Raw genomic sequence first — 23176 nt, 5'->3', positions numbered from 1 at the left:
GATTAAGAATTTGTGGTTTAAGGGCTGTTTTAAAAAGTTATTCTATATATTTATAACAAAAGCACAATATGTACACGAAACGAATTTTTCCTATAAGTGTCGTTTTAAAATGGACGCGTCGGCATATTCTTTTATTTCTTTTTCTAGGAGCTATTCCTGTGATTTTGTATGATGTCTTACAGTTAAAATGGTTACATGCGCCTTGGTTACCACTCGGTGTTTTAGGTACTGCCGTAGCCTTCATTATTGGATTCAAGAACAATGCTTCTTATGATAGACTCTGGGAGGCAAGGAAAATTTGGGGAGGCATAGTTAATGCTTCTCGTTCTTGGACCATTATGGTTAAAGATTTTATAACCAATGACCATACATTTTCTAATTTGAGTGATGAGGATTTGCAAAGTATAAAAAAAGAGCTTGTACATAGGCATGTTGCTTGGTTAACAGCACTTAGATATCAGCTAAGAGCTGAAAGACCATGGGAAATGCATATAAAGCAACAACGCTCAAATATGGAGTTTCGAGACTCCAAGTATCAGGTCTTAGAAGAAAGTGTCCCTCTAGAAAATGCTATAAAGCCTTATTTAGACACTTCAGATTTTAGAGAGGTTTTTGCAAAAGGAAATAAGGCATCTCAAATATTGGGTATTCAGTCAAGGAGGCTAAAAGACTTAATGGAAGCAGGATTGATTGAAGATTTTAGGCATATGGAAATGATGAATATGCTGGTAGAATTTTATGATTTACAAGGAAAGAGTGAGCGGATTAAGAATTTTCCTTACCCCAGACAATTTGCAACACTCAATTATATTTTTGTATGGGTATTTATTCTATTCTTGCCTTATGGTATGATGCAGGAATTTGATGCATTTGGTACCACAATATTTGAGTTGTTAAATCAACATGAACACCAAGTCTCTTGGATTCATAGAGGGCAAGAGTTTATGGCCAAACATTTTGTTTGGTTTACAGTACCATTTAGTGCTTTAATATCATGGGTTTTTCATACCATGGAAATTATTGGAGAAAATACCGAAAATCCTTTTGAAGGAGGCCCCAATGATGTACCTATTACAGATTTAAGCAGAGGTATTGAGATAGATATTAGGCAATTAATAGATGATACCAATATACCCAAGCCCTACACTTGGCAGAATGATATTATTATGTAAATCTTATTTTTTTAATTGGGGCGGATATTTTTCCATAATTTTTGAAACAAACTCTTTTATAAGGGCATCTTTCTTTTCCATATTTCTGGTTAGGTACCCGGTACCCATACCTTGCCATACCAATTCTTTCTTCTTAGCATCAAGCAGGTCTATAAATAACTGGCCTTCAGTGCTTGTTGAAACGCTAGGCTGATTCCAGCCCCACCCCCAACCAGGGCCATAAAAACCACCATAAGGTCCCCAGCCGCCCCAGCCCCAGGCACCATAACCCCAGGCGTTATTGTAAACATCAACACGTTGACTTGATTTTGTAAAAATACTCACCAATAAATCGGGGTTTTCAGATTTTGTAAACCCTTTACTTAAAAGCTCAGCTTCAATGGCTCTTAAAATTCGACGTTTATCTAAGTCACTAATTTCAGCGCGGTCTATACCTGTTTTAAAAAAGGCAAACGTTCTGTAGTCTTCAAAATTGGCTTGGGTATCATAATCTGCAGTAACGCGAATAGAACTACAAGACATAACAAGCAGTGTTAAAAGCAAAAAAGCAACAGGTTTTAGTGAATTTTTCATAGGGATAGTTATTTTGATTTTCAAATAATAGGTTTAAATCAAATTTAATATAGATGATTTTAAGTGCAATTTTTCTTTTAAAATCTGCAATAATCGTACCAAATTACAGTGGTAAACCCTAAGCATATACTACTTATTAATGCTGTTTGTTTTTTTATTGTAACCATACGGACAATGTCTGCATCCACTTTCACAGCAATAGCCACGTTTTAAATGATATTTTTCTGTAAAACAGCGGTAACCTTCAGGTGTTAAATAATAATCGCCTTCTTCAATTGGAATAATCTTTTTCATGAACACAAAGATAAATCAATTTTAAACAAACTTTGATGGTGAGCAGCGGTAAAGAAAGATTACAATGCCCTATTTTGGCGTTTTTAAAGTATCTTCGCACTTGTGATATGTAATACAAATAATAGCATAAACCAAGAAGTAAACTTACCTTTTCAAGGGGTTGAGTTATTTGTGAAAAGAGAGGATGACATACATCCTTTTGTTTCTGGCAATAAATACAGAAAGCTCAAATACAACATACAAGAAGCGTTGCATAAAAAGTATACAACGTTGCTTACGTTTGGTGGCGCCTATTCCAATCATATTGCAGCTGTAGCTTCGGCAGGAAAAATGTCTGGATTAAACACAATAGGTATTATAAGAGGCGATGAGTTGGAAAAACAAATTCCTAATAATGCTACACTACAATTTGCTCAAAATCAAGGTATGCAATTTAAGTTTGTTTCCCGAACCGATTATAGAGATAAAACATCACAGGCATTTATAGATAATTTGGTTAAGGAGTTTGGCGCATTTTATCTGGTTCCTGAAGGAGGCACAAACCCCTTAGCTGTTAAGGGTTGTGAAGAAATTTTGAATGGAGATGATTCTCATTTTGATTATATCTGTTCTGCCGTAGGAACAGGTGGTACTATTTCAGGAATAATCAACAGTGCTTTTAGTCATCAGAAAGTTTTGGGTTTTCCAGCTTTAAAAGGTGATTTTCTAAAAGAAGATATTATTAAATTTGCAACAAAATCTAATTGGGAGCTGATTTCAGAGTACCATTTTGGAGGTTATGCCAAAATAAATGAGGAATTAATCACGTTTATTAATAGCTTTAAATCAAAGACAGGCATTCCGCTAGATCCTATTTATACTGGAAAAATGATGTTTGGTATTGTAGATTTAATAAAAACAGGCTATTTTCCAAAGGGATCAAAAATTTTAGCCATTCACACAGGAGGATTACAAGGTATTACTGGGATGAATGTAGCATTGAAAAGAAAAAAACTACCGTTAATAGAAATAGATTAATGAAAAAAATTGTATTTATTTTTTGCTTGGGTTTACTTATGGTGAACTGTAAGTCAAAGAAAAGCATCGTTACAAAAAAGTCAAATCAAACTAGTATTTCCGTTGAAAAACCTCAAGAGGTTATTGAAGAAGATAAAGAAAAAGATGTTATTGAGGTAACGCCTAAAGTATATGCCAGCAGTACAGAGCACTACATTGATTTGCATAAAAACACAGCCCAACAAGAAATGAAATTGTACGGTATTCCTGCAAGTATCACTCTGGCTCAGGGGATTTTAGAATCGGGTTCAGGTAAAGGAAGGTTATCTGTTGAAGCCAATAATCATTTCGGTATAAAATGCCATGGTTGGACTGGAGCAAAGATTTACCACGATGATGATGAAGATCAGGAATGCTTTAGAAAGTATAAAGATGCCAAGTATTCGTTTAGAGATCATTCGTTGTTTTTAACAGAGCGAAAGCGTTATGAAAAGCTTTTTCAATTAAGAAAAGATGATTACAAAGGTTGGGCAAAAGGATTAAAATCGGCAGGGTATGCTACAGATAGAAAATATCCAGCCAAGCTTATTAGTTTAATCGAGCGTTATAAATTGTATGAATATGATAAGGCTGTTTTGGGGAAATCCTATAAATCACAACAAGTTTCAGATACAAGTGATAAAATGGTTTACACAGTCTCAAAAGGAGATACCTTATATTCTATTTCAAGGCGGTATAATATAACCGTAAAAGAACTTCAAAAATTAAATGGGTTACATGATACCAACCTCAGTATTGGTCAGGTGTTAATAGTACAACCTTAAAATTAAAATAATTTATTTATGATATATAAAAGAAGCAGTGCCTTATTTGCAGAGGCAGAAAAGGTAATTCCTGGAGGGGTTAATTCTCCTGTGAGGGCATTTAAAGGAGTAGGTGGAACACCCATATTTGTAAAAGAGGCTAAAGGGGCGTATTTATATGATGAAGATGATAATCGATTGATAGATTATATTAATTCTTGGGGGCCCATGATTTTGGGGCATGCTTTTGAACCTGTAGTAAATGCTGTGATTGAGAAAGCAAGAAAAGGCACGTCTTTTGGAATGCCCACCGAAATTGAAACAGAAATAGCCGAGTTAGCAGTTGCTATGGTGCCCAATATTGATAAAATACGTTTTGTAAATTCAGGTACCGAAGCTTGTATGAGTGCTGTACGTTTGGCACGTGGTTTTACAGGTAAAGATAAAATCATAAAATTTGCTGGATGTTATCATGGGCATTCAGATTCCTTTTTAATTCAAGCAGGAAGCGGCGCTAGTACGTTTGGAGTACCCAATAGCCCTGGCGTTACCCAAGGCACCGCAAAAGACACATTATTAGCTAGATATAATGATGCAGAGCATGTGGCAGCACTAATTGAAGCCAATAAGGATGAAATAGCTTGTATTATTATAGAACCAGTGGCAGGAAATATGGGGTGTGTACCTCCAAAAGAAGGATTTTTACAAACATTAAGAGATTTATGTACTTCAAACGACATTTTGCTCATTTTTGATGAGGTAATGACAGGGTTTCGCCTAGCAAAAGGAGGTGCTCAAGCGCGTTTTGGTATTGCAGCAGATATTGTTTGCTTCGGAAAAGTTATTGGTGGAGGCCTACCTGTTGGTGCTTTTGCGGCTAGAAATGAGATTATGAATCATTTGGCTCCACTAGGTCCTGTATATCAAGCTGGAACTTTAAGTGGAAATCCTTTAGCCATGGCAGCGGGCTTGGCTATGTTAACATCATTAAATAATGATGATGAGGTGTTCAACCGATTAGAGGAGAAAACAAAATATTTGCATACGGGTATTGCTAAGGTATTAACGGAAAATAATGTTACACATACCATAAATAGAGTAGGATCTATGATTTCTGTACATTTTGATGCTGCTGAAGTGGTAGATTTTGAGTCTGCTGCAAAGGGAAATAATGATACATTTAAAGCATTCTTTCATGGCCTTTTAAATGAGGGTATATATATTGCGCCAAGTGCTTTTGAAACGTGGTTTATAACAGATGCTTTAACCTATGAAGATCTTGATGTCACCAGTAAGGCGGTAGACAAAGTCTCTAAAAGTTTATAAAAAAGAAAAACGCATTTCATAATTAAGAAATGCGTTTTTTTAACAACAAACTAACTATAATCAATAAAAACTAATTATTCTTTATGGGCATGTCGCTTTTGCATGCCGTTCTTTTTATCTTGCATTTTCATAGCCATTCTTTTTTGTGCCTTCTCCCATTTTTCATACTGCTCTTTATCAAGAATTTTTTTCATTTTGGCTTTAACAGCAATCCTATGATCTAGCATAGCATGCATTCTAGCTACTTTTTCTTCTTGTGTTGGTTTTTGTAAGAGCCCGCTTTCTTTTTTAGCCTTATGCTCAGCCATTATGGCTTTTCGTTTCGTGGCATTCTCTAAATTTATTTTTTGAATTTCAGTCTGTTGTGAAGCTGTTAAATCCAACATAAGAGTCATTTTTTTGGTTTGAAGAGTTGCCATGTCTTCAGCAGACATATTCATCATCGTTTGACGACCTTCTTTGTGTCTTTGCCCTTGTTTTTTTGGTGCCTGAGCTACTGCTTGTAAGCTAATAAAAGCTGCAACTAATACTAAAATTTTTCTCATTGCCTAACTATTTTAAATTAATTTACTTTTAAGACTAGGCAAATAATAAAAGGTTTAATAGATCTATTAATTTAACGAGCTATTAACATTTTATAGTCATGAAAAGAAGCGTAAAAGCAGGGTGGCCTGTGTGATTAAAACCACTATAATCACCGTAAGTCTGTTTTTAAATGTTTATTTAAAAACAGACTAATGAACTTTCAGATAAGATAGATGCGAAAAGGGTTGGCCATTTTCTGAAAGACCTTCAATTCTTATGGCATAATTGCTTTTTAAATCGCTGGTAAAAAAAGATATGTTGCCTTGCGGGCGGTTAGTATTCAATACTATTTTGGGCTCCCAATGAAGGGTGGTTCTAATATCTTGTCTGGTAGCCTCATCAAAGCCATTTATATGATCGGGGGCGTAAAATTCTCTAGCACTATAAAAGCCTTTAGCAGTAAAATCAATAATACCAGGTTTTCTTTTAATATGGATGTTTTGAGAAAAATTTCCCGTTCTTGTATAAACGGCAATAACACCATTACCGGCATTGCTAAATGTAACCGCATCGGCTCCTTTTAACACGTCAATAAAATCAACATCATTTCCTGTCATATATAGAATATCAGCCATTTCGGCTGGAATACCATCCACCACAATTTTTGGGGAGCCTTGTCTTCTAATTGAGATAGAGTCATTGTAGGCCGTTACTCCAGGAAGCATGTTAAGTAAGTCTAATATGGAAAGGTTTCTCAGATTTTCCATTTCAGCCATGTCTATTCTATTACTCGGATAGCCATAATTGGTGCGCTCGTTTAACTCAAGATTTCTTTTTTCTTTTTCATCTTGTCTTCTTGCTGTTATTACCACTTCATCAAGGCGTGTGGCTTCGCGTAAGAAAATGGAATCTAAAGCTGCCATTTTCCTAGCTTGATGCATAAAATTAGTAATTCTTGAAGTGTCTTTTAAAAAAGGTTTGAAGAGATCATTTCTAGAAACTCTAGGACTGCTATTTAGCGCATCTTCAAGAATAATGGAAACAAATCTATTTTTTCTGTCTTCGTCAGACTTGAAATCTTTGACTCTAGCTTCAATCAAGGTAGGTACAGAATCAGAGAATACAAAAGGCCCATATTTAAATAAGCCAGTAGAATCAGCTTGTTGCTTGTCTTGATATGGTGGTTTGGTCATAAAAGTGAGCCTTGTGGCAGCAGATATTTGTTGTTTTTTTCCTCTTAATTCTTTTGTTCTACCAGAAATAAAAATCCCTTTTTCAGGACTAAATGTGTCTTTATAAGCGTTATTTGAATACAGTAAATCGGTCCATTTAAAACGTCTCCATCCATGAGATAGCATTACTAAATCAAGTGTGTAACGTCTTCTAGGATCGTTTGCTTTTTCAAAAAAGTAGCCTGGGTTTTCAATGGTTCCTCTTAAATCAGAATTTAATAATAGGTAGGTTTTTATGTTTCCGTTTTTTGTGCTTTGCCCAATAGCATCTATATCAGTAATAGACATTGATAAATTGCCAAAAATAGGTAAGCTGTCCTTGTTTTTTAAATTAATAGCTAGTTTAACTTTATCTCGGGTTTTTGGATTGGCTTTACTCAGTTTTAGGTTAACAGCAATATCATTATTCGGATTGTCAATAAAGACTAATCGTTCACAAATAGGCTTACTATTACTATCAAAAAGGGTAAAATTAGTTACACCATCAGATAATAATTCGGTGCTCAGTTTTACGGTGTACATTTTACTGTCTTGTGTTTCTAGTTTTTCATAAATCAATTCTCCTCGTTGATGGCCTACTAAAAAGGTGTTTTTAAGACTCATATTTGAACTAGAAGATACTTTTATAACAATTTGATGACCAAAATTTGAAACGCTTAATTGGTAGCCACGTGGTAGAGCCTGTGGTAAGGGGTATTTTACCTCTTGGTTATCTATATATATGCTGGCGTAATAGGATATATTGGGTGCTGGGGTATAGGTGATTAATCCAAGTCCGTAATCATGTGTTGTAAAGCTAGCCACGGTGTTATGATTACTGTCTTTAATCTCTCCAGTAATGGCAATATTTCTGCCTTTAGGATCCTTTACTTTTACGGCCATTTTTGAAAACAATTCTTCAATTAAGTTGCCGCCTTCAGGATAAAAACTAAGTTCAGGTTTTGTTTTTAAACCTGCGTTTGGTTTATTGGATTCTACAGGAGTACTAAGTGAAGCTGTTGCTTGTTGTTCTTTATTGATATTCCAAATAGGTAATTCTTTCAGAAAAAAGTCGGCAGAACCGTTATTTCTCATATAACTTGTATAGGCTCTAAGTAGATAATTTCCGGCTTTTAATTCTTTATCAATTTTAAAATCGCCAGCCACGCTTACGTCATTCGTATACAAGCGTCTTTTTGATACGATACTATCCTGTTCATTAATGAGTTCAACATATATAACACGACTTTTTGATGACCTTGTATGCGTAACTCCGTTAACTAAATAAGCTGTAAACCATATATCATCACCTAGAGCATAATAGGGCTTATCTGTTTGTACGTATATTTTTTCAGGAAACTGATTGGTATAGTTGTCAAGTTTTTCAAAAACAAGCTCTCTAAAACGTGTTTGCAACGAAAATGAAAGTAGAAAAAAAGCGAGTAAGCCAAGGATTAAATTTTTTGTCATACCAAAAAAAAGTTGTTATACTAATTAATAAATATATAGACTTATTATAAGGTAAACCAATAAAAGTAATAATTAACGATGTTTTATCTATGGATACTATTTAAATTGGTTTTAGGACTAGGTAAATGGTAAAAGGTTTAAAAGAATGTGTTATTTAAGTAATAGTTATGGTTTGTTTAGCTAAAACGCGACGCTAAGTTTAGTGTTGTTTGTGTTTAGTGAAATGGCCTAGCTTGAGTCACCAAAAGAAATTTTAAAAGAAGATTAGTTCATTTGTGAATAGAACAATTCTTAAAAATTTAACAAAGCGATATTTAAACTCTTAAGGAAAGATTAATTTTATGAAAATGGCTGTTAAACATTTCTAAATTACTTCTTTAAACAGAAATATTTGGGTCTATTTGCAGAGTAATTTGTTTAGAACATGTAATTAGGTTTTAAAGTTTTTATACTTTAAAAGGTTATAGTTATAAGTTTATAAATTAAGTTTAGTTTGTTAGTTTGTTTAAAAGCCAGTAAAGGAGTTTACTGGCTTTTGTGTTTACCAGGTTTTTATGAAATTAAGGACTTGTGCAACGGCAAGCATTATTAGGTAACATATTTTATTAAGTTCCTCTGTATTTTTTTATCTCGCTTTCATTTCCTGTTCTATTACCGTACTTAGTTATTGGCAACAGTTTTTACCATCTGCAAACAAAAAAAGGATTCACCGTAAAGTAAATCCTTTTAATTTATTTATGTGACACTGAGGAAACACTTCGACTGCGCTCAGTGAGACAGTTGTTTGTATGAGTGGTTTTTAAGAAATCAATTCTACAACTAAATCCTCATCCGTTTTAATCACATTAGCTAACTTGTGCTTAGTTAGTGCTTTAATGCCTTTATCCCAGGCTTTGTTGCTTAACCCGCTTTCCGATTTTAGTACATTTAAAGGAAGGCTTTTCTTTGCTTTTAAAACTTCGAAAATCGCTTTTTCGTTATCGCTTAATGCTACTGTCTTTTTCTCTGGTCGCATTTGCGGGAAGAACAACACCTCTTGAATAGATTGATTGTTAGTTAAAAACATGATTAATCGGTCCATCCCTATGCCCATTCCAGATGTTGGCGGCATACCGTATTCTAAGGCTCTTAAAAAATCATGATCTATAAATTCTGTTGCTTCGTCATCGCCTTTTGCAGCCAGTTTTAATTGGTGCTCAAAACGCTCTCTTTGATCAATAGGATCATTAAGCTCAGAATAGGCATTGGCTATTTCTTTACCACAAACCATTAATTCAAAGCGCTCCGTTAATTCAGGATTGTCTCTATGTTCTTTACAAAGCGGACTCATTTCTTTAGGATAGTCTGTAATGTAAGTAGGCTGTATGTAGTTGCCTTCACATTTTTCACCAAAAATTTCATCAATCAACTTACCTTTACCCATGGTATCATCCACTTCAATACCTAAATCTTTGGCAGCTTGTCTTATTTCACCTTCCGTTTTACCAGTAATATCAAAACCAGTAAATTGCTTTATAGAATCCGCCATGGTAACTCTGGCATACGGTGCTTTAAAGTCTATCTCATGCTTGCCAAAGGTCACTTTAGTAGAGCCATTTACAGCCATAGCACAGTACTCTAATAAGCGCTCACAAAAATCCATCATCCAGTTGTAGTCTTTGTAAGCTACATAAATTTCCATAGCTGTAAATTCTGGGTTATGCGTTCTGTCCATACCTTCATTTCTAAAGTTTTTTGAGAACTCATAAACACCATCAAAACCGCCAACAATTAATCGTTTTAAATAAAGTTCGTTAGCAATTCGCATGTATAGCGGCACATCTAAAGCGTTGTGATGTGTTATAAACGGACGGGCAGCAGCACCTCCTGGGATAGGCTGTAAAACAGGTGTTTCAACTTCAAAGTATCCAGCCTCATTGAAAAACTGACGCATGGCATTAAAGAGTTTTGTACGCTTTACAAATACTTCCTTTACTTGTGGGTTTACAACCAAATCAGCATAACGTTGTCTGTAACGTTGCTCAGGGTCGGTAAAGGCATCATAAACCACTCCATCTTTTTCTTTTGGCAAGGGTAACGGTTTTAGCGCCTTGCTTAACAGTTTGAAGTTTTTAACTTTTACGGTTTTTTCACCCACCTTGGTAGTGAATAATTCACCTTCAATGCCAACAAAGTCTCCAAAGTCAATGAGTTTTTTAAAAACGTCATTATATAAGGTTTTGTCTTCGTCAGGACACATTTCGTCACGGTTAAAGTATACCTGAATTTTGCCTTCGGCATCTTGCAATTGAGCAAAACTCGCTTTGCCTTGTACCTTAATCATCATTAAACGCCCAGCAATAGTTACCTGTTTGCCTTCTTCAAATAGCGTTTTTACCTGCTTTGAGGTGTGGTTTACAGGGTATAAGTCAGCTGGATATGGATTAATGCCCAACGCACGTAATTTTCCTAATTTTTCTCTTCTTACAAGCTCTTGCTCAGATAATTGTGACATAACTCTTTGTGTGGTATGAAATTTTAAAGGCACAAAGATAAACATTTGATTCCCTTTTTTCTATCAATGAATTACGATTTTTTTTACTCATTTTTGGGCGTTACCACAAGGGTCGGGCTATGCGTTTCAATCGCTTTAATCGTGCCTCACAAAGCGGATTTTCACTGCTATCCCTAACGCAATTTGTAACAAAGCTTAAACTTTAGCGTCCAATACGTAATCATCAATTAAAAAGAATCATATCATGAGTTTTTGGAGAGTTTTACTAGCTATAATATGTCCGCCATTAGCGGTAATTGGCAAGGGGTGCGGCTCTATCTTTATTGTTTTTTTATTGTGGCTTTGTGGTTGGGTGCCTGGTGTTATAGCGGCTTTGATTATCCTTAATAATCCGAATAATTAAAATCGATAAATATTGTATTTTTGCAGCCTATGAATAAGCAAATAGAACTGCAAGATTTAGGACATAAAGATTACCAAGAGACCTGGGATTACCAAGAGCAATTGTTTAAAGGTATTGTTGATGCTAAGATTAAAAATAGGAGAGATGACACAGATGATAATACCTCCAATTATTTTTTATTTGTTGAGCATCCTCATGTTTATACTTTAGGTAAAAGTGGTGATTTGTCAAATTTATTGCTCAATGAGAGGCAATTAACTGAAAAAGGCGCTACCTTTTATAAAATAAATAGAGGAGGAGATATCACCTATCATGGCCCTGGACAAATTGTAGGCTATCCTATTTTAGATCTTGAAAATTTTTTTACTGATATTCATAAATACCTTCGGTTTTTAGAGGAAATGATTATTCTAACACTGGCCGAGTACGGTTTAAAGGCAGAACGTAGTCCTGGTGAAACAGGCGTTTGGCTAGATGTAGGAACACCATTTGCTAGAAAGATTTGTGCAATGGGGGTGCGCGCCAGCCGATGGGTAACCATGCATGGTTTTGCGCTCAATGTTAATGCAGATTTGGGTTATTTTGATCATATCATTCCGTGCGGAATTCGAGGTAAAGCCGTAACGTCATTACATGTAGAGTTAGGAAAAGCTACTGTTAATGAGGCAGATGTTAAAGGTAAACTTCTAAAGCATTTTACTAACCTGTTTAATGCTGAGTTTGTAAAATCGTAATAATAAATACAGCGCTTTTATCTTTGTCCTAATTTTGAAGCCAAAACGCTAATAATTAAAATCTGCATAGCATGGTACAACATGATAGGTAGTAGAATTAATCCAATAGGAAATGTAGGAGGAAATAAAATGGCTGAAAAAACGGTGCCGTGCACTAATGATTTTTTGGTACCACAAAATTGGGCAGTGATCCTATCTTCAATGCTAAAACTCAAAGCTTTTGATGCATATCCTATAATATGATACACAGCAAAAAAGAGTAATAGAATAAAAAGGCCAATCAGTAGAAGGTCAGCAATGCTAATATCCTCAAAAATACGATCTTCAAAAGACCTTGAAAAGCTTTTGTAAATAATTAAAAGAATTACCGATTTGTCAAAGAGCGTTAGTTGCCTGTGGTAGGTATTGGCGAGTTTTTGACCAAATCGTTGTAAAGCCATGCCTAAAATCACAGGAAGAAGGATTTCAATAATAAGTTTAATGTAAATCTCACCTAAATTAAAATCACCTGATGATTGCGGAATAAAAAGATCTAGCCATAAAGGGGTAATAGCAATACCAATTAAGCCAGAAATACTGGCATTAAATATAGCTGCAGGAATATTCCCTTTAGCAATAGATACCATTACAACAGACGAAGAAACCGTTGAGGGTAAGGCGGCTAAAAACAAAAAGGCTAACCATAAATTAATCCCTTCTTCTGACATTATAAAGGGTTTAAAAAGAAGAACCAGCAATGGGAAAAGTAAAAATGTAGCGGTTTGCACTAATACATGCAATTTCCAGTTTTTAAGTCCGTCCTTTATTTTATTCGGACTCAGTTTAAGGCCGTAAAAAAAGAAAATAAGAGATACCCCAATAGAACCTATAGTATCTAAAGGAACGCTACTAGAAGTACTTCCCCATTGAGGAAAAAAATACGAAAGTATGATAGTGCCAATTATGGCTAGAACAAACCGATCAATTTTCATTTGTATATACCCTTTTTAGTAATAATACTAACAATCAAATTATTAGCTAACAGTTTCATTAAAACTTTTCAGGTACAAATGTTTGGTAATTCATAGGAGGGCGCACATAACCTTCATAATCTGGTAATTCGGGTAATTCTATAGGTTTGATGTCAATTTTCTCATAGGGAATTTGACTTAAAACATGGCTAATGCAATTTAACCGTGCTTTTTTCTTGTTGTCTGAATTTACCACATACCAAGGCACCTGTTTTGTGTCTGTATGAGCAAACATATTGTCCTTTGCTTTTGAGTATTCTAACCACCTAGAGCGCGACTCTAAATCCATGGGGCTAAATTTCCAGCGTTTTAAAGGATTGTTTATACGGTTTTTAAACCGTCTTTCTTGTTCTTCATCACTTACCGAAAACCAATATTTTAGAACAATAATACCCGATCTTACTAGCATACGTTCAAATTCTGGACAGGATCTTAAGAACTCATCATATTCATCTTCGGTACAAAATCCCATTACTTTTTCAACACCAGCTCTGTTGTACCAACTTCTATCAAAAAGTACAATTTCTCCTGCGGCAGGGAGGTATTGAACATAACGTTGAAAATACCATTGTGTTTTTTCTCTTTCTGTTGGAACACCCAAAGCAACTACTTTACAAATTCTTGGATTTAAAGGTTCAGTAAAGCGTTTTATAGTGCCACCTTTACCAGACGCATCGCGTCCTTCAAAAAGGATAACTACTTTTAGCCCTTGTTTTTTTACCCATTGCTGAAGGTGTACAAGTTCTACATGGAGTTCTTTCAATGCGGTATCATAGTCTTTATTTGATATTCCTTTACTCATTCTTTAGATTTTGGTTGCTTACTGTATAAATATATAAAATTGATAATAGAGTTACAGTCTAATTCTAAAAAGGTATTTCACTTATAGTTACATAGACACATTATTGATATTTATTTAGTCAGGCTATTAAGCTAGTCAAGTTTGATTTTAGGAACTTATAAAAAACTTGACATTGGAGTTTTTAATATGAAGACTGTTTTGGAAACTGTTAATTTAGAGGCACAACTAAACTATTTAACCGTGATTAAGATATACACTATTTTAGCTATTTTTTCAATTACCATTACTTTTTCGCAAGATTGGTCTGGAATTCCAGTTCCTGCCGATCCAGGAGTAGGTAAAGCCTGGGTTTTACAAGATAATGTGTCAGACGATTTTAATTATTCTGCACCAGCCTCAGATAAAGGAAGTACATTCTTATTAAAATGGGATGATTGGTATCATAATGGCTGGTCTGGGCCAGGCCTGACTACTTGGGCAAGAAATCATTCTTTGGTAGAAGGCGGAGAGTTAAAATTGATTGCCTCGAGATATCAAACAAATAGAGTAAATGCAGGAGTCATTCATTCTAGAAACACTGTAGTTTATCCTGTTTATATTGAAATTAGAGCAAAAATTATGAATTCGGTTTTGGCTAATGGCGGTTGGATGTTAAGTCCCGATGATACGCAAGAAATTGATTTTATGGAAGGTTATGGAGCCACATTATGCGGAAATTGCCCCTCTGGTAGTCAAGATCAAACTTGGTATGCACAACGAATGCATATGAGTCATCATGTGTTTGTGAGAGACCCTTTTCAAGATTGGCAACCAAGTGAGTATAATGATGTAGGTAGTAATCCTGTAGATGTAATTCAGCCCACCTGGATTACTCGAGATGATGGTTCAGGCATGATTAACTGGAAGGATGATTTTCACAGATACGGAGTGTATTGGAAGGATCCAACCCATTTGTATTATTACATTGATGGCAATTTAGTAACCTATAGAGAAGGTATGGATGAAATTGATCCGTTATACTTTACAAATACTGTTAATCCTGGTGATAGTAATAATGATACCCGAACAGGGTTAAGCAAGGCTATGGATATTCTTTTTAGCGTAGAAGATCAGGATTGGAGATCAAATAATGAGGTTACTCCAACGGACACGGAATTATCTAATACTAATAATCACACCCTAAGAGTCGATTGGATTCGAGCTTATAAGCCTGAAAGTACGGCCTCAGTTGATGAATGGTTTACAAGTAATTTACAAGTTAATCCAAATCCTTTTGATGATTATATAGAACTAAAAGCTGATGTTCTATTGAAAGCAGCGCATATGTATACCTTGAGTGGCGGTAAAGTTCTGGTGAAAGAAAAGATAAATAAACGTTTAGATACTATATCTACAGCCTCATTGAGCTCGGGTATATATGTGTTAAAAGTAGAAAGTGATTCTGGTTTATGGAGCCATAAAAAAGTTGTTAAGAAATAAATATTTAGCAAATAATAAAGACGCTTACCTAAATTGAGCGTCTTTATTATCGGTTAATTTTCGCTATTGAAAAACACTTTGTAGTAATGCATCTTTTTTTCTTCGTCATAGCCGCGCTCAAGATATTCTTCCGAGGCATCGGGAGCATCAATGTCTAACTTAATTTGAATATTGGTGTCTAATTTAATATCGGTTTTAATTTTGCGTTTTTCTTTGTTTACAACAGCTTCAGCAACGTCAAATTGATTGCGTAACACTAAATTTTGTTCGCTCTCAAATTCCTTTTTAAAGTCGTCGAACTCTTTTTTATGCTTATCTTCTTCAAATAATTCATCCTTAAAGCGCTCAATGTTCATAACCTCATTTTCTTTAAAAAAGTCAATAGTCTTAGCCAGAAATGTATTTTGTTCTTGAGCCCCATAACTTGTTTTTATAATTTCAGAAGAAAAATCTTTACAAAATGAAATATACTGCTGGGTATGGTTGTTGGCATCATCCGCATATTTAATATTTAAAAAATGATTAATCCAATATTGGGCATCATAGTTATTATTGTCTACACTTAAAATAATGTTACCTTCTGCATCACTTTGATTTAAAATTAAGCAACCCTTATCAACTTTTTTTGAACTGATGCCTTTCTGAACCAACACGTCATAACTGTTGTTTTCTAAATAGGTTTGAAAAAAGTTTACTTTGTTTTCAATTTTGAAGATGCCCAAGGCATTTGTAGTAATGTCTCTAAATTCAATACCCTCAAAAAGTACCACTAAAACATCGCCAGTTTTAATATTAGCAGAGCTTGATTGTTCATATAAATGGGTTACAATGTGTTTTGATGTTTCAATAAAAGCCTCCTCATCATTAAAGATTTGTGCGCTATAGCTATTAATTTCGTTTAATGAAATATTGGCATGGTGGTTAAACCTGTAGCTTTGAACCACGGTGCCAAAAGGCCGTAATAAAAAAGGAAGCATTAAATCATAACTAGGTTCATCAAAATCTACAACCTGATCTGAAAATGCATTTTTTGTGTCGTTAAACTTATTTCCAACTTTATGAATGATGAATTTTGAAATGGAGGCGTTTTTTCTAGAAATCATGTGTGTATAATATAGAATGCAATAGTATTAAATTAACTTGAAATTAGAGTAAAAGAGAGCGCCAAAACACAAGGCTTTGACGCTCCTAGATTTGAGGACTTAATTGTTTATACTTAAAAAAGATTTTTAAAATAGAGAGTGTTGATTAATAGCTAATTACGGGTAAATATAACGTATATTACATAATGATACTAATTAATTTGATAAAGAATGATAGAGTTGCTTTCTCCTTTGGTTACAAACTCTAAATTTATGTCTCTATCAATGTTATCTAAATCGATAATACTATTACCATAAACGGGAAAGTTAGCAATGATTTTAGATTGACTATCAAAAAGATATACTTTGTGAGCTTGCAAATCTGTAGTGGTTACATAAATTTTATCATTGATGTAAAATATTTTTGGTGTTGAATAGCCACCAAAATCTAAATCGGTTGTTTTGTTTTTTATGGTGAGTTTGTTTTCACTTTGAGTAACCAATGTTTTACTTGTAGTAGTTAAACTATGATTGTCAGAAAGATTTAAACTACGTTTAGAAACATTACCTTTCGTATCAACAGCAATAATATCTCCATTAGAGTCTGTGGTAGTAAAAGTATTGTTATATAGAAAAATAGGTTGGTCTGAATAGGTATGGGATTGTTTTGGTTTTACACGTGTTTTACCAACGCGGTTTAAAATGTATAAGTTGTTTTTAGTTTTGAAAGCAATATAATCCTTACTGCCTATTCTAAAATGTTGCGGTTGAGAGAGTATAGTGTTGTCGGCAGATTTAAAGGTAAACCCTTTTACAACTTTTCCTTTTACATCATACATTAATACATGTTTGCCCTGTGTTACTAAAAGACGGTATTTTTTTTTCTTATCATAATCAAATACCGAGAGTGGTTGGGTAATGGCATCATTGAATTTTAAAGGAAACGGACTAACATCTTTTCCATTTCTATCTAAAACATAAATACGGTTTGGTGTGGCAAAAGCCAATTGAAGTCGACCGTTTTTATACATGTCAATTTGTTCTATATTACCAAGAACGGGGCCTCTTAGTTTTTTCTTCCAAAGGATTTTTCCTTCATTAGAAATTAAATATAATTGGTTGTTAACATCTTGAACCACAATCTCTTTTTGCATTGTAATATGGTTTTTTACAAATTGTGGTGTATTCAGAACATCGGTATCCAGTTTAATATTGAGCTGCTCGGTCACTGAGTTGACTAACGCTCTTGATTTGTTCTTGCCAATAACACCATTTACATGAGCAAAACTATGGTCATATATAAATTGAATGGCAGAAGCATTATAGCCCTTTAATGAAATATGCTGCTTTTCGTCAATATTTTTATTTAAGATATTTTGAAGGGTTGATGTGTTTACTACTTGAAGAAAAGAGGCGGCGTCACTCAATTTCGCTTTGGCTGTTTTAAAATGCTGCGTTTCTGCTAGGGTTGTTTTGTTTTGGAAGTTTGCAATAATGTTTTGAAGCAGGTCTTTGCGGTTGGTAAAAACAAAAAAATGATCTATTTGACAATACATATTTATAGCATTGAAATTGATTAATGGTGCAAACGTTTCTGAAAACAAATTGGAGTTGTCAAATTCAAAAAAATCAATTTCTCTATAGGTATCTATTTTATTTTGCTCTGCCAGTAAAGCATCTTGCGTGGCAATAACATCTGTAGAATTTAAAACAATAGCTTGGTTGTTGTCTTCATAAATAACACCAACTTCTGTAATATCATTAAATAAAGCTGTAGCTGTTGTAATACTGTCTTTAGAGTTGAATGTTGCCAAATTTTGCTCTAAGGTTTTAAAGTTGTCAAAAGTGAAACTAACAAAACCATCACTGTTTGATGGGGTTATATGTTGAATTTGATTCTCTTGAGGTACAGTATTTCTAAAGATGTTTATTATGTGCGTTGAGTCATTGGCTTGTGTTATCCCATTAAAATAAATCTGATCTTGAGAAAGCTCGGCATCAAAAGCCATGTATTTGGTAAACGTATTTAGGTTTAAAGAATCTTCAATAAAAACGGATTCTAAGAATTGTTGATTTGGTTTTAGTATGACCGAGCACGTACTATTTTCACCCGTAGCATGGTAAACTTTTATAAAATCTAAATCTCTTTTTGTTGATGAAAAGTTATTTAAAACGGTTTCTTTTGAAGTTGATACAAAAAAGACACTGTCAATCACAGCACTATAAAACATTTGGTCTTTTACCATTAATTTGGTAATGGGTGTGTTTTTTATAGTAACAGATTCTTCTTTATAGTCTGGTAGAGAATCTGTTTTTAAAAGATTTTTGGTAAATCGTGTTATAATAGCAAAATCAATACTATCATTTTTTTGTTTTGAAAGGCAAATAAGAACATCACCTTCTGGGTTTAAAAACGATAGATTTTCAATTTTTTGTTGAAGAGCATTGTAGGTCTTTGTTTTTGATATGTTTTGAAGAAAATCACTGTTGTGAATACTTCCCTTAAGAGCTTCAATATTTGATGTTTTTATTATAATTTCAGCCTGCTCAGGAACAAAATCAAGGAGTGTAGAACGTTTTGTTTCTAAGTTAGTGCATCCTAGGAATAAAACAAGTAGGAGAGGGAAATAAAAAAGTCTCATGGATTGAATCAATTTTTACAAACCTAATATTTTTTCAACGCATAAAAAACTTATAGCGGTAACTTTAATTGTTCGGGTAATAATCTAAAAGATTTTCGGTGGTATTTGGTAATTCCGTAAGTTTTAATAGCCTCTCTGTGTTCTTTTGTAGGATATCCTTTGTTTTTTTTCCAGTTGTACATAGGGAATTCCTCATGAATTTTATCCATGTATAAGTCCCGATAGGTTTTTGCTAAAACAGAGGCGGCCGCAATACTTAAATATTTACCATCACCTTTAATAATCGTTTCAAACGGAATAGCATTAAAAGGTTTAAATCTATTACCATCAACAATAATATATTCAGGAACTTTTTCTAATTGTTCTATAGATTTGTGCATCGCTAAAATAGAAGCATTTAAAATATTGATGGTGTCAATTTCATTTTGAAACACATGTGCTACTCCAAAACATACGGCTTCTTTTTCTATAATCGGTTTTAATGTAAAACGTTTTGTTTCGCTTATTTGCTTAGAGTCATTAAGTACAGCATTATTAAATTTTGGGGGAAGTATAACCGCAGCGGCTGTAACAGGACCCGCTAAACAACCACGCCCAGCTTCATCGGTGCCGCATTCTAAAATATATCCTGAATGATTTTGTAAAAGCATAGGGCTAAAATATTGATAATATTCTAATTTTTAAATTCAGGAAATGCCTTGTTGAGCAATAAAGTTGAAAGCCAAATAGAACGTTAAATGGATTAAAAGTAACCGATTGCAAAAATTAACCACTTACCGTTTGGTTTAAAGACTAACTTTATAATAAAGTAAAGTCTATTTAATCAAACAGAAAAGTCTCAATGGAAAAGATGGCTGGTGTTTTTATAGATTTCTTTATTTAAAATAATTAATCGTTGTTTTCGTTCAAATAATTACTTTTGTTTCGAAAAAAATGATTGAGGATAGAAAGATTGATTTTCTATTTGAGTAGACTTAATATATGAGACTTAAAATACCATTTTGCCTAAAATCAAGAAGTATAAGCATAAAATTTGTTTTTTTATTGAGTATGTTTTTATTGTATACAGTAATGGTAGAGGCGCAGAATGAACCTGCAACACAGAATACTCAAGAACAAAATACTGTGGCGCCATCAGACTCGTTATTGCTTCCTGGTAACCCACCTAAGCAGAAACCTTCAAAAGATAAAGGTAAGCCTTTAGCAAACATACAAGATTATCAGATTATTTCCTTTAAGAATGACACCACCTTTGTTGATACTACGTTAACCATTCAAAAGGATTATAAAATGAATTATTTGCGAAGGGATAATTTCGGACTCATTCCTTTTGCCAATTTAGGACAAACCTACAACCAACTTACCTATAATTTTGAAAACACCAGTTTAATGCCCAAAATAGGAGCACGAGCAAGGCATTTTAATTATATGGAGGTTGAAGATATTAACTATTACAGAATGCCTACGCCATATACAGAACTTTTTTACAGAAGTGCTTTTGAGCAAGGGCAACTGTTAGACGCCTTTTTTTCAGCTAATTTAAGTCCGCAATTTAATTTTTCAATAGCTTATAAAGGACTAAGATCGCTTGGTAAGTATCAGCATATTTTAACAAGTACAGGAAACTTTAGGGTGACTGGAAATTATCAAAGTAAAAATAGACGCTATAATGCTAGAGGGCATATCGTGACTCAAGATTTAATGAATCAGGAAAATGGCGGACTTACAGAAGATAGTGTTGAGAACTTTGAAAGCGGTGATGAAGAGTTCTTTGATCGTTCTATTCTGGAAGTTAATTTTGAAGATGCCGAAAGTATATTGCTTGGGAAAAGGTATCATTTAGATCATAGCTTTAATATTGTAAAGCCTAACGATTCTGTATCAAAAAACAGATTGTCATTAGGACATGTCTTTACCTATAAAACCAAGTATTTTCAATATGACCAGCAGAGTGCCCAAACAGCCATGTTTGGAGATGCTTTTAAAACAAGGGATTTAACAGATAAGGTTGTTTTAAAGAATATGTACAATGAGGCTAATCTGAATTATAGCAATAATGTGATTGGCGATTTGCATTTTAATATTAATAACAACAGCTATAATTATGGGTATAACCGTTTAGTAAGTCTTAATGGGCAACTTATTACCAATCGATTAATAGGTGATGTTGTCGCCATTGGCGGAAAGTATCATAAACAACATGGTGGCGTGGCCGTTACAGGTGAAGGCGGTTTGAATCTATCGGGTGATTTTAAAGGAAACTACATAAAAGGAACAGCAGGCTTTAAGCTTAAAACTATTTTTGAAGTAGAAGCATCAATTAATCATAGCTCAAAAGCACCTAATTATAATGCCCAATTATATCAAAGTAACTATTTAAGCTATAACTGGCAAAATAGGTTTAAGAATATTGAAACGCAACAATTGGGATTTAAACTAGCATCAAAGAAAATAGCCGATATTTCAGTAGATTTTTCTACCATTGATAATTATGTGTATTTCATGAAAAGTGAATCAACGGGGCAAGTAGCACCTTTTCAAAGTACAAATACAATCAATTATTTAAGAGTAAGATTAGATAAGGAGTTTAAAGTAGGTAAGTTTGCGCTCAATAATACGATAGAGTATCAAAACGTAACCGATAAAGATTCGGTTTTAAATGTGCCCGAATTCAATACCAGAAACACGTTGTATTTCTCGAGTCATGTCTTTAAAAAAGCCCTGTATCTGCAAACAGGATTTACTTTTAATTACTTTACTGAGTTTTTTATGAATGCCTATAATCCAATTATGGCTGAGTTTTATGTTCAGAAGGAAAGAAAGTTTGGCGGGTTTCCTAGATTAGATTTCTTTTTAAATGCTCAAATAAGAAGAACTAGAATTTACTTCAAGGCAGAGCATTTTAATTCATCGGTTACGGGTTATAATTATTATTCGGCGCCAACCTATCCTTATAGAGACTTTATTGTACGCTTTGGTTTGGTCTGGAATTTTTTCCATTAGCAAAGCAACTAAGTCAGTTTATTTATTCAAGTTGTTTTAATAGTTGTATTTCTTACTTTCTAAAAAATGAATCCTACTTCTCTGTATAATATAGTATAGAATAAGGATGAATTTGTTGTTCCTTTAATATGATTTATATGTAATTTTCAACGAGGTATTAGGTTTACTAGTGTTTGTTTAGGTCTAAGGTTAAAGAAAGCAGCAGTTGTAACCCACGGGTAATAAGTAATTTAAGAAATAGTTAAAAAAAAGGTTTAAAAAAGTTTGTAAGAAAGGAATAAAAGCAGGTATATTTGCAGCCGCTAAAAACGGCAGTAATGTTGAAAAGGGCGTAGTTCATTAACAGTTTTAGAGGTATAAATAGGGGTGAAAACTTTTCTCAAAAAAGTTAAAAAAAGCCTTGTGAGTTTAAAAAAGGGTTGTATGTTTGCAGCCGCTAAAAATGGCAGTAGTCATATAGCTAAAAGTTCATAAAAAAGGTGTTTTGATTATCTGGTTTTTAAGGTTAAAAAAAACTTTTAAAAAATATCAAAAAAAACATTGTGAGTTTTAAAAAAGGTTGTATGTTTGCAGCCGCTAAAAATAGCAGTAGTTATTTTAGTAAAAAAAGGTCATAAAGGTTTTGAGATTTTAAATTTTAGAGGAGTTAAAAAAACTTTAAAAAAAATATCAAAAAAACATTGTGAGTTAAAAAAAGGGGTTTTATATTTGCACCCGCTTAGCAAGGAAACGAGTTAAGAAAAGAAAAGAAACAAGTTCATAAACATATTGAATTGACAGCGTAAAATTAAATTGGAAACGATTTAATTTAACAAAGAGAATAAGCCATTTTGAGTACTAGAGATTCTTTTATAGTTGTTAAAATATTTAAAATTTAACGATGAAGAGTTTGATCCTGGCTCAGGATGAACGCTAGCGGCAGGCCTAACACATGCAAGTCGAGGGGTAACAGGGTGCTTGCACCGCTGACGACCGGCGCACGGGTGCGTAACGCGTATGCAATCTGCCTTACACTGGGGGATAGCCTTTAGAAATGAAGATTAATACCCCATAGTATTATTAGTTCGCATGGATTAATAATTAAAGGTTACGGTGTAAGATGAGCATGCGTCCTATTAGCTAGATGGTGTGGTAACGGCACACCATGGCAACGATAG

Annotated in this window: 18 protein-coding genes and 1 rRNA gene (1 of these 19 cut by a window edge); 9 read left to right on the top strand and 10 right to left on the bottom strand. The window is 33.9% G+C overall.

The annotated features are described in order from the left end of the window. Positions 1–68: 68 nt before the first annotated feature. The gene (locus KFZ70_RS01940; RefSeq protein WP_139698372.1) at positions 69–1172 is read left to right on the top strand and encodes a bestrophin family protein; all 1104 of its coding nucleotides are present in this window, start codon (positions 69–71) and stop codon (positions 1170–1172) included. Positions 1173–1175: 3 nt separating this feature from the next. Here KFZ70_RS01940 and KFZ70_RS01935 read toward each other — a convergent pair whose 3' ends face one another. Then, a complete protein-coding gene (locus tag KFZ70_RS01935; protein ID WP_139698373.1) occupies positions 1176–1745 on the bottom strand; it encodes a DUF4136 domain-containing protein in 570 nt (189 codons plus the stop codon). Between the two features lie 129 nt (positions 1746–1874). Continuing rightward, a complete protein-coding gene (locus KFZ70_RS01930; RefSeq protein ID WP_158293222.1) occupies positions 1875–2039 on the bottom strand; it encodes a DUF5522 domain-containing protein in 165 nt (54 codons plus the stop codon). 102 nt (positions 2040–2141) lie between these two features. Between KFZ70_RS01930 and KFZ70_RS01925 the strand changes: the two genes are divergently transcribed. The 3 genes from KFZ70_RS01925 to hemL are packed head-to-tail and all read left to right on the top strand — an operon-like array spanning position 2142 to position 5164. Then, on the top strand, positions 2142–3056 hold the full coding sequence (locus KFZ70_RS01925; protein WP_394344305.1) for a 1-aminocyclopropane-1-carboxylate deaminase/D-cysteine desulfhydrase: 915 nt from the start codon (positions 2142–2144) through the stop codon (positions 3054–3056). Further along, on the top strand, positions 3056–3859 hold the full coding sequence (locus KFZ70_RS01920; RefSeq protein WP_139698374.1) for a glucosaminidase domain-containing protein: 804 nt from the start codon (positions 3056–3058) through the stop codon (positions 3857–3859). Before KFZ70_RS01925 ends, KFZ70_RS01920 begins: the two co-directional genes overlap by 1 nt. Before the next feature lie 18 nt (positions 3860–3877). Next, positions 3878–5164 carry a glutamate-1-semialdehyde 2,1-aminomutase gene (hemL, locus tag KFZ70_RS01915; protein ID WP_139698375.1) on the top strand — a complete coding sequence of 429 codons (1287 nt, stop codon included), beginning with the start codon at positions 3878–3880 and terminating at the stop codon, positions 5162–5164. 74 nt (positions 5165–5238) lie between these two features. On the opposite strand, the gene KFZ70_RS01910 is transcribed toward hemL, so the two are convergent. The 3 genes from KFZ70_RS01910 to lysS all read right to left on the bottom strand — a co-directional run bounded on the left by KFZ70_RS01910 (position 5239) and on the right by lysS (position 10864). After that, the gene (locus tag KFZ70_RS01910) at positions 5239–5709 is read right to left on the bottom strand and encodes a hypothetical protein (RefSeq protein ID WP_139698376.1); all 471 of its coding nucleotides are present in this window, start codon (positions 5707–5709) and stop codon (positions 5239–5241) included. 189 nt (positions 5710–5898) lie between these two features. After that, a complete protein-coding gene (locus tag KFZ70_RS01905; protein WP_139698377.1) occupies positions 5899–8370 on the bottom strand; it encodes a TonB-dependent receptor plug domain-containing protein in 2472 nt (823 codons plus the stop codon). 799 nt (positions 8371–9169) lie between these two features. Continuing rightward, the gene (gene lysS / locus KFZ70_RS01900; protein WP_139698378.1) at positions 9170–10864 is read right to left on the bottom strand and encodes a lysine--tRNA ligase; all 1695 of its coding nucleotides are present in this window, start codon (positions 10862–10864) and stop codon (positions 9170–9172) included. A 244-nt stretch (positions 10865–11108) separates the two neighbouring features. Between lysS and KFZ70_RS01895 the strand changes: the two genes are divergently transcribed. Both KFZ70_RS01895 and lipB read left to right on the top strand, forming a co-directional pair. Then, entirely contained in the window at positions 11109–11267 is a 159-nt protein-coding gene (locus KFZ70_RS01895; RefSeq protein WP_139698379.1) for a YqaE/Pmp3 family membrane protein, read from the top strand. A gap of 29 nt (positions 11268–11296) precedes the next feature. Then, complete coding sequence (gene lipB, locus KFZ70_RS01890; protein WP_139698380.1) at positions 11297–12001, top strand: lipoyl(octanoyl) transferase LipB; 705 nt, start codon at positions 11297–11299, stop codon at positions 11999–12001. A gap of 17 nt (positions 12002–12018) precedes the next feature. Here the strand turns inward: lipB and KFZ70_RS01885 are convergent, their stop codons facing one another. Both KFZ70_RS01885 and ppk2 read right to left on the bottom strand, forming a co-directional pair. After that, on the bottom strand, positions 12019–12972 hold the full coding sequence (locus tag KFZ70_RS01885; protein WP_199240691.1) for a bile acid:sodium symporter family protein: 954 nt from the start codon (positions 12970–12972) through the stop codon (positions 12019–12021). A 58-nt stretch (positions 12973–13030) separates the two neighbouring features. After that, positions 13031–13813, bottom strand: a complete 783-nt coding sequence (ppk2, locus tag KFZ70_RS01880; protein WP_139698382.1) for a polyphosphate kinase 2 — start codon at positions 13811–13813, stop codon at positions 13031–13033. 186 nt (positions 13814–13999) lie between these two features. On the opposite strand from ppk2, the gene KFZ70_RS01875 reads away from it, so the two are divergent. Next, positions 14000–15292 carry a T9SS type A sorting domain-containing protein gene (locus KFZ70_RS01875; RefSeq protein WP_139698383.1) on the top strand — a complete coding sequence of 431 codons (1293 nt, stop codon included), beginning with the start codon at positions 14000–14002 and terminating at the stop codon, positions 15290–15292. A 53-nt stretch (positions 15293–15345) separates the two neighbouring features. Here KFZ70_RS01875 and KFZ70_RS01870 read toward each other — a convergent pair whose 3' ends face one another. The 3 genes from KFZ70_RS01870 to KFZ70_RS01860 all read right to left on the bottom strand — a co-directional run bounded on the left by KFZ70_RS01870 (position 15346) and on the right by KFZ70_RS01860 (position 19666). After that, positions 15346–16395 carry a nucleoid-associated protein gene (locus tag KFZ70_RS01870; protein ID WP_139698384.1) on the bottom strand — a complete coding sequence of 350 codons (1050 nt, stop codon included), beginning with the start codon at positions 16393–16395 and terminating at the stop codon, positions 15346–15348. Between the two features lie 191 nt (positions 16396–16586). Beyond that, entirely contained in the window at positions 16587–19016 is a 2430-nt protein-coding gene (locus KFZ70_RS01865; protein WP_139698385.1) for a ribonuclease HII, read from the bottom strand. Between the two features lie 50 nt (positions 19017–19066). After that, positions 19067–19666 (bottom strand): ribonuclease HII, encoded by a 600-nt coding sequence (locus KFZ70_RS01860; RefSeq protein WP_139698386.1) that lies wholly within the window; start codon positions 19664–19666, stop codon positions 19067–19069. Between the two features lie 400 nt (positions 19667–20066). On the opposite strand from KFZ70_RS01860, the gene KFZ70_RS01855 reads away from it, so the two are divergent. Together KFZ70_RS01855 and KFZ70_RS01850 are read left to right on the top strand one after the other, a co-directional pair. After that, a complete protein-coding gene (locus KFZ70_RS01855) occupies positions 20067–22019 on the top strand; it encodes a putative porin (RefSeq protein WP_233244090.1) in 1953 nt (650 codons plus the stop codon). Between the two features lie 877 nt (positions 22020–22896). Further along, positions 22897–23176 (top strand): 16S ribosomal RNA (locus KFZ70_RS01850) (it continues 1235 nt past the right edge of the window).

It is taken from the genome of Allotamlana fucoidanivorans (assembly GCF_045788535.1).
Taxonomy (GTDB): Bacteria; Bacteroidota; Bacteroidia; order Flavobacteriales; family Flavobacteriaceae; genus Allotamlana; species Allotamlana fucoidanivorans.
Note: the sequence above shows the minus strand (reverse complement) of the source record. Positions and strands in the feature narration are given on the sequence as shown.